Raw genomic sequence first — 8,218 nt, 5'->3', positions numbered from 1 at the left:
CCTCGGCCACGGCCATCACCGCGGCGGGGGGCAAGGGTACAGAGGTCAATGTCGCGGTCGCCGTGGGCGGCTCCGGCGGGAGAGGCGGGGCCGGCGACATTGTCAATATCGACAACGGGGGCCTGATCACCACCTACGGCGATGGCTCCACCGGGATCTTCGCCCAGAGTGTCGGCGGCGGCGGCGGGGCCGGCGGCGACGCCTCGGCCACCACGGCGGCCTTCAATGTCGGCGGCCAGGTCAAGAGCGCCGAGATCAAGGTGGCGGTGGGCGGCCACGGCGGGGCGGCCGGCGACGGGGCCCTGGTCAATGTCGTCAACCGAGGCGCCATCGTCACCCTCGGGGCGACCGCCAACGGCGTCACCGCCCAGAGCGTCGGCGGCGGCGGCGGCAATGGCGGCGCGGGCTCGATGGGCTCCCTGTTGGAAGGGATCGACATCCCCACCGTGCTGCCGGACGGCAAGGGCGCGGACAACAACACCACGCTGAAGCAGAAGGCGACGGAGAAGTACGCCAGCTTCAAGCGCGAATTCTCCCGCATCCTCTCCAACCCCGGCGCCTTCGGGAAGAACCTGGCCCGCGACGTGGGCAAGAAGACCAGCAAGGCCCCCGACAGCATCGCCATCTCCATCGGCGTGGGCGGCTATGGCGGCGCAGCGGGCAAGGGCGGCGAAGTTGTTCTGACCAACACCGGCGAGATCGTCACCGCCGGCTTCATGTCCTCGGGCCTCTTCGCCCAGAGCGTGGGCGGAGGCGGTGGTTCCGGCGGCGGCGGGGACGGCAGCGCGACAGGCGACATGAGCATCGGCGGCGGCCTGGGCGGCGCCGGCGGATCCTCTGGCGCAGGCGGCTCGGTCACCGTCACAAATAGGGGCGCGATCTCCACCCTGGGCGACATCTCATACGGAGTCCTGGCCCAGAGCGTCGGCGGCGGCGGCGGTATCGGCGGCTCAGGGGCGGGCGAGATCAGCGGCGGCTATTCCCTCTCACTGTCCATCGGCGGCAAGGGCGGCGCGGTGGACAGCGGCGGAGCGGTCAAGGTCGCCCAGGAGGGTGACGTGGTCACCTTCGGCGACAGCTCCACGGGCGTTCTGGCCCAGTCCGTCGGCGGCGGCGGCGGCATCGGCGGCACGGCCAAGGCGTCGAACTATCTGAACGTGGCCCTCGGCGGCACGGGGACCTCGGGCGGTGACGGCGGCGACGTCGAGGTTGCGGTGAAGGGCGCCATCGCCACCTCCGGCAAGGCGGCCTACGGGGTCCTGGCCCAGAGCGTTGGCGGCGGCGGCGGCCTGGGCGGCGGGGTGGTCCCGGCCACCCTGGTGTTCGGGGTCGACCCCCTGGGCCTGGTGAAGATCGACACCGGCATCCCCTATTCCGTCGCCAGCCTTGGCATGGGCGGCGGCGGCGGCGCGGGCGGGAACGGCGGGGCCATCAAGGTCGCCACCAGCGGGGCCATCACCACCACCGGCCAAGGCGCGCACGGCATCTACGCCCAGTCCGTCGGCGGCGGCGGCGGCATCGGCGGCACGGGCGCCAACACCTTCCCGGCGGCCATCGCCCTCTCCGGCTCCAACGGCGACAAGGGCACGGCAGGCGCCATAACCATCGTCCACACCGGCGACATCAAGGCCTTCGGCGATGGCGCCCACGGCATCCTGGCCCAGAGCGTCGGGGGCGAAGGCTCGAACGGCCGTGGCGGCGACATCAACATCGCCGTGGGCGGCACGATCCAGGGCGGCGCAAATGGCGGGGCCGGGATCTTCATCGCCGGTGGCGCTAACAACCACCTGACCATCAGCGGCGGCTCGGTGAGCGCCAAGTCGCACCTGGCCATCCTCGGCTCGGGCGGCGACGACGCGGTGGACAACTCAGGCCGGGTCATCGGCCAGATCGGACTGGGCGGCGGCGCCAACAGCTTCACCAACCGCGCCCCGGGCGTGGTCGAGAGCGCCCAGGTCATCGCCCTGAACGGGGGGAACTTCACCAACGCCGGCATCGTCTCGCCGGGTGGCGCCGGCGCCCTGGCGACCACCGCCCTGCTTGGGGACTTCACCCAAGGCGCCACCGGCGCTCTGCAGATCGACACCCGCTATCAGGCGGGGACGTCCGACCGCCTCAACGTCTCGGGCGCGGCCGCCCTCGCCGGCCACGTGCTGCTGGAGCCCTACCATGTGCTGGACCTGATCCCCGGCAGGTACGTCACGGTGCTCAGCGCCGCGTCGCTCGCCAACAATGGGATCACCGCCGACACCAGCAACACCCTGGTGATCGACTACGGCCTACGCGCCACGGCTACCGAACTGCAGGTGGGGACCGACAAGGTCGACTTCGTGCTGGCGGGCCTGCGCCCTAACCAGGTGGCGATCACCAAGCACATCCAGGCGAGCTGGGCGGCCGGCGGAACCCCGGCCCAGGAACCCCTGCTGGACGCGCTGGCCTACCAGAAGAACCGGCCGGCCTATGCGGCCCGGGTGAACACCCTAGATCCCGGCGCGGCGCCGACCCAGGGGGTCACACCGCTGATGTCATCCCTGACCTTCGTCGGCGGCCTATTGAGCTGCCCCGGCGGCGAGGGCGCGACCGATGTCCTGCACGAAGGGGCCTGCTACTGGGCCAAGGCCGGCGGCGGGTCGAGCCGCATGGAGGCGGGCGCCAGCGAGCCCGGCTACCAGCAGCACGCCATGCGCCTGCAGGCCGGCGGCCAGTTCGCGCTCAGCCAACCCGGCTGGTTCGGCGGCCTGTCCCTGGGCCTGGAGGACAGCCAGTTCGATAGCGCCGCCCCGGCCCACTCGCGGGCGCGGCGTATCCAGGCCGGCGGCGTCATCAAGCGCGAGATGGGTCCCCTGCTGTTGGCCGGCGCCGCCAGCTATCAGTACAGCCGCGCCGACCTCTCGCGGACCGTGAACTTCCCGATCAGCCAGGTCTCGGCCAACAGCCACCCGGTCACCGGGCTGGCCTCGCTGCGGCTGCGGGCCGCCTACCTGGCCCAGGGCGGGACCCTCTATCTGCGCCCATCTCTCGAGGCAGACGCCTACCACCTGGGGCTCAAGGGCTATCGCGAGAGCGGGGCGCCCGGCCTGAACCTGATCGTCAGGGACGGAGACCAGTCCTTCACCTCCGGCACGGCCAACCTTGAGATCGGCGCCACCCACGTCACCGCCAAGGGTGTGGTGCTGCGGCCCTACGCCAATGTCGGGGTCACGCGCTTCTCGCAGAACAGCTGGGACGTCACCGCCCGGCTGGAGAGCTCCCCGGCCGCCGCCCCCGATTTCACGGTGAAGACCGAACTGCCGAAACAGCTCACCCGCGCCGCCATCGGCCTGGAAGCCGACTTCGACAAGGGCGCGATCCGTGTCGAATACGAAACCCGCCAGGGCGACCGCTATCGGGACGACACCGCCGCCCTCAAGCTGCGGATGCAGTTCTAGTTCCCTTCGGGAGCGTCCCGCAAAGGCTGTCATCCCGGTTTCCGCGGTCGCGGAAGACCGGGACCCATACGCACCGATCTCTCCGGCATACTCGGCGAGTATGGGTCCCGGACAAGCCCTGCGGGCTTTCCGGGATGACACCGTGTGTAGGTGGATGACAACGCTGCGCCCACAGGCCAGTCTCAGCCCATGAGCCTGCCGCCCCTGCCCACTCAACCCGCCGGAACCCCGTGGCCCACGGAGGAATGGCCGCTGGGCCTGTTCCCGCCGGGCTTTGACCGCCTGCGCCTCGACGACCTGATGGCCGAACAGTTCGACCAGCTGGCCTTCGGCGAGGCCCACGCCGTGGTCATCATCAAGGAGGGCCGGCTGATCTTCGAGCGCTACGGACCCGATCACGGCCCCGACAAGACCTGCCTGTCCTGGTCCAAGGCCAAGAGCATCACCCACGCCCTGGCCGGCCTGCTAGTGGGGGACGGCAAGCTGGACATCCACGCCCCGGCCGATGTGCCCGAGTGGCGCGACGGCGGCGACCCGCGCGGCGCCATCACCCTCGACCACCTGCTGCGGATGTCCTCAGGTCTGGAGTTCTCCGAAGTCTACGAGCCGGACAAGCCGTCAGACACCATCGAAATGATGTGGGGCTCGGGCAAGGCCGACGTCGCCCACTACGCCGCCGACAAGCCGCTGACCTACGCCCCCGACCGCCACTGGTCCTATTCCAGCGGCACCACCAATATCGTCGCCCGCGTGCTGGCCAGGACCCTGGACGCCTACGGCCCCGACTTCGAGGCCTTCATGCGCGAACGGTTGTTCAAGCCGCTGGGCATGACCAGCCCGATCCCCAAGTTCGATCCGGTCGGGACATTCATCGGCTCCTCGTTCTGCTTCGCGACGGCCCAGGACTTCGCCCGCTTCGGCCTGCTCTATCTGCGTGGCGGGGTCTGGGAGAACCAGCGCCTGCTGCCCGAGGGTTGGGCCGACTATGCCCGCACCCCCACATTCCAGCAGGCGGGCGTCACCGAGGGCCCCTATGGCGCCCACTGGTGGTTGGACATCGGCGGTCCCGGATCTTTCTCCGCCAATGGCCACGAGGGTCAGTTCACCCTGGTGGTCCCCGATCTCGACCTTGTGGTGGTCCGCCACGGCAAGACCCCCACGGAAGCGAAGGACGGCCTCAAGGCCTGGCTGGCCGAACTGGTGGAATGCTTCCGGCCTTGATCCCGGCCGCCGTCCTGCTGGGCCTGGCGGTGGCAGGCTTCCTGTTGGTCCGCGGCCGGCTGAACGACGGCGCGGTTCCGCGGGCGCGCAGCCTGCTGGTGGCGAACGCGCCCCGGACAGTCATGGCCATCTGGGCCCACCCGGACGATGAGATCACCAGCGCCGGGACCTTCGCGGCCCTGGCGGGTGAGGGCGCCCAGGTCATCCTGATCTACCTCACGCATGGCGAAGCCGCCCGCGACACCGGCTACAGCCGCGAAGATCTCGCCCAGAGACGCCGCCTCGAGGCGAAGGCGGCCGGCGATACGCTCGGCGCCCATGCGGTGGAGGTGTTCGAATGGCCGGACGGCGGTCTCGCCGCCGCCGACGGCGAGGCGGTCAAGGCGGTGCTCCGTGAACGGATCGCGCACTGGAAGCCCAGTGTGTTGATCAGCTTCGACGAGAAGATCGGGTATTACGGCCACACAGACCACGTCGCCGCCGGCCGCTGGGCGCGCGAGTTGGCGCAGGAGGAGAACAGCATCCTTCGCCTCTATCAGGCCACCCTCCCCAAGGCCCTGATCAAGGTCGCCCTGAAGCTGGTGGCGGCCTTCCGCGACAACTATCCGAGCGATCCGGCGGCCGGGCTCCCAGCCCCCACGATCGCTGTACCCATCGCCCGCCACGCCGCCGCCAAGCGCCGCCTGCTGGACGTCCACGCCAGCCAGGCCAAGGTCATCGCCGACGTCCAGCCCGGCTACGACAAGGTCCCCGCCTGGCTCTACTATCGCCTGTTCGATCGCGAATATTTCGCATTGGCTATGAGCCGGTAAGCCACCTCCTCTCCCACTTGCGGGAGAGAAAGGGCTCAGTCCGGGTCGCCTTTGAGCACGACGTCTTTGTGCGCCAGCGCCACCGCCGCCGGCAGGCTGGACCAGCCCTGCAGCAGCGACCCGCGGCCCCAGGGCGGCGAGAAGTATTCCACCGTCCCCATCCAGCCCTGGCTGAGGCAAAACTCCCACCAGCGGACCATGGGATAGCGCCAGCCCGGCAGGCCGCGTCGCAGCCGCTCCCCGGCATAGAGCCCGTCCAGCCAGGGCCAGTCGGAGCCGTTGTGATAGCGGAACGGGAACACCGTCTTTGACCTCAAATCGCCCCGGCGGCTGAAGGGCGGATAGGCGCAGAGCATGCCCCAGTCCCCGAACCCTTGAGCGGAGTTGTGGCGGCTCTCCAGGCCTCGGCGCACCCGCTCCAGCACCTCCAGAGCGTCGGTTTCCGGCACGGCGTCGTGACGCAGCAGGGTGAGGCTGTCGAGGGTCAGGTGGTCCTCGGCGACGCCGGCCGGACCGTCGAGATAGTCGGGATAGCCGCCGTGGGGCCGCTTCATCTGGGCCGCCACCGCCGCGCGGGTCTCCGCCGCCGTGGCCCTGGCCCGCGCCGCCAGGTCGGGGTCCTGCGCCGCCCCCAGTTCAACGATGGCGTCCAGGGCTCCGACCCACAGGCCGATGTCGTAGCTCACCAGGCCTGAGCGATAGACGTTGTCGGCCCAGTCGCGGTCGTGGCGCGGCTTCACCGGCAGGCCGTCCACCGACAGCCCGACATAGCGCTCGTAGATCGCGCTCACGAAGGGCCAGTTCCGGTCCACGGGCTCGGTGTCCCCCGTCGCCCGGACGTAGTCCCCTAGGGTCAGAACGAAGAACAGCGGTGAGTCGAAGTGATCGCTCCACCAGTCGGCGCGGCGCCTGTGGATCCAGTCGAAGCCGAACACCGTGGTGCGCAGCGCCTCCCAGGCCTGGGCCATTTCCGGCCCGGAGACGATGACGCCGCTCGGCGCTTCGCCGTCGGACTGCACGCCCGCCGCCAGCAGGTCGATCTGGGCGTGAACGACGGCCGGCGCCGCCTTCAGCAGCAGTTGCAGGGTCCAGTAGCCGTCGCGGTAGTAGGTCCGGGCGGGCGCGCTGTAGGCCAGGCCCGCGGCCAGGCCGTCGAACCGCCCGCGCTCGTCACGCCGCACCGACGACAGGGCCGCATGGGTCCCCTGCATGACCATGGAGCGCAGGATCGGATCGGCTTCCGGAAGCTGGTCGCAGTGGGCGGCGTAATGCTCGGCCTCGGTGACGATGGTCTCCACCGACAGGCCCAGGCCCCGTTCCGCCTCGTCGAGGTCCGCGCCCGCGGAGACCACCAGGTCCGGCCCCCGCGTCTCCAGCAGCAGCACCGCCCAGGGCAGGTCGATCCGCCGCCGCGCGCCGCTGCGGGTGACCTTGGACTTCGGGTGGGCCGTTCGGTCCCAGGCGGCGCACTTCCGCGCCGGCGTGAACCCGCGATAAGCCACGCCCTTCACCACCATCACCGGGTCCGACTGCGCCGCATAGGCGCCGCCCGTGGGCGTGGTCACCAGGTTCGGAGCGTGGACATAGGGCCCGGCCAGGGCGGAGAACCGCAGCCGCCCCAGGTCGCCGGCGCCCCACACGGCCAGCTCCAACCTTCCGTCGGGATGCAGCTCCCCCTGCAGGCGCGGGGCCATGATCGGCAGCACGACGGGAACTGTGCTCTCGACTCGGCCATCGGCGCGCGGGGTCAGCATGGCCCGCCGTGGGCCGCGACGGCGATGGCCAGCTCGTCGCGCATCATCTGCTTCAGCCGCTCGGGCCCCAGGATCTCCACCTTGTCGCCCCAGGTGAACAGGTGCCAGGCCAGCTCCCGCATGCCGCCGGCGTTGAACGTGGCCAGCACCCCGCCGTCCGGCAGTGGCTCCAGCCGCTGCGTCGGGTGGAAGCGCCAGCCCATCGCCTCCTCCGCGCCATGGGGCAGGATGCGCAACCGCACCTCCTCCACTGCGTCCTGATAGATGCCGAAGGAGCGCTCAACGAAGGCCTGCAGGGTGAACTCCTCGGGCTTGGCGCCGAAGGTCTCGGTGACACTGAGGTCCGCCACCCGGTCGAGGCGCCAGGTGCGGGGCTCGGTGGACTCCCCTTCTGCGCCCACCAGATAGTTGGCCCGCCCAAAGAGCACCCCGAAGGGGGTGATCTCCCGCACCCGGCCGGGCGTCGAGCCGCCCTGATAGCGGAAGCGCAGGCGGCGCAGGGACTTGATGGCGTCGCGGATCGCGCCCAGCACGCTCTCGTCCTCGAAGGGCCTGGGGCCAGCATGGATGGAAATGGCCTCGGCTTCCAACAGAGCCTCCAGGTCCGGAGCGAGCTTGCGGCGCACGCCCGCCCGCATGGCCGACAGCACCTTCTGTTCCAGGTTCAACAAGGCAGCCGACCGCCCGGTTGCGCCCATGGCCCGGAACTGTTCGGCCGCCGCATGCAGGGCGGCGAACTCGTCGGCCGTCGGCGCCTGGAAGATGCCGTCCAGCCCGGAGGGAATCTTGAACCGTTTGGTGGGCGGATCGTCGATCTCATCCATCTGTGGGAAGGCGTCGCGGACCGCGTCGCGCATGCGCTCGGCGGTGCGCCGGCCGACCCCCATGGAACTTGCCATCTCGTCGAGCGTCATTCCCTCGGCGGAAGACGCCAGGAGACGCGCCAGTTCGAGTAACCGAGTCGCCTTTTCGTGCCGCAAAGCCGGCCCCTAATTTTCTACGT

The 8,218-nt window shown here is 70.4% G+C and carries 5 protein-coding genes; 3 read left to right on the top strand and 2 right to left on the bottom strand.

Features of this window, described 5'->3' with window-relative positions; genetic code table 11:
* The 3 genes from AAC997_RS17570 to AAC997_RS17560 all read left to right on the top strand — a co-directional run.
* Positions 1 to 3,428: autotransporter domain-containing protein (locus AAC997_RS17570; protein ID WP_340647003.1), on the top strand; the 3,428-nt coding region annotated here is incomplete at its 5' end.
* A gap of 189 nt (positions 3,429 to 3,617) precedes the next feature.
* Positions 3,618 to 4,649 (top strand): serine hydrolase, encoded by a 1,032-nt coding sequence (locus tag AAC997_RS17565; RefSeq protein WP_340647002.1) that lies wholly within the window; start codon positions 3,618 to 3,620, stop codon positions 4,647 to 4,649.
* Positions 4,634 to 5,461, top strand: coding sequence for a PIG-L family deacetylase (locus tag AAC997_RS17560; protein ID WP_340647001.1), 828 nt, complete (start codon positions 4,634 to 4,636; stop codon positions 5,459 to 5,461). Before AAC997_RS17565 ends, AAC997_RS17560 begins: the two co-directional genes overlap by 16 nt.
* Before the next feature lie 35 nt (positions 5,462 to 5,496).
* On the opposite strand, the gene AAC997_RS17555 is transcribed toward AAC997_RS17560, so the two are convergent.
* Entirely contained in the window at positions 5,497 to 7,215 is a 1,719-nt protein-coding gene (locus AAC997_RS17555; protein WP_340647000.1) for a hypothetical protein, read from the bottom strand.
* Complete coding sequence (locus tag AAC997_RS17550; RefSeq protein WP_340646999.1) at positions 7,209 to 8,195, bottom strand: WYL domain-containing protein; 987 nt, start codon at positions 8,193 to 8,195, stop codon at positions 7,209 to 7,211. The genes AAC997_RS17555 and AAC997_RS17550 overlap by 7 nt, the downstream gene beginning before the upstream one ends.
* Positions 8,196 to 8,218 lie beyond the last annotated feature (23 nt).

This window comes from Phenylobacterium sp. (genome assembly GCF_037968635.1).
Lineage (GTDB): Bacteria > Pseudomonadota > Alphaproteobacteria > Caulobacterales > Caulobacteraceae > Phenylobacterium.
This window is presented reverse-complemented; position numbering and strand designations above follow the sequence as displayed.

Bases quoted from the DNA above. Each gene is read 5' to 3' on its own strand.
- AAC997_RS17565 (WP_340647002.1), top strand. From the start codon at position 3,618: ATGAGCCTGCCGCCCCTGCCCACTCAACCCGCCGGAACCCCGTGGCCC.
- AAC997_RS17560 (WP_340647001.1), top strand. From the start codon at position 4,634: ATGCTTCCGGCCTTGATCCCGGCCGCCGTCCTGCTGGGCCTGGCGGTG.
- AAC997_RS17555 (WP_340647000.1), bottom strand. From the start codon at position 7,215: ATGCTGACCCCGCGCGCCGATGGCCGAGTCGAGAGCACAGTTCCCGTC.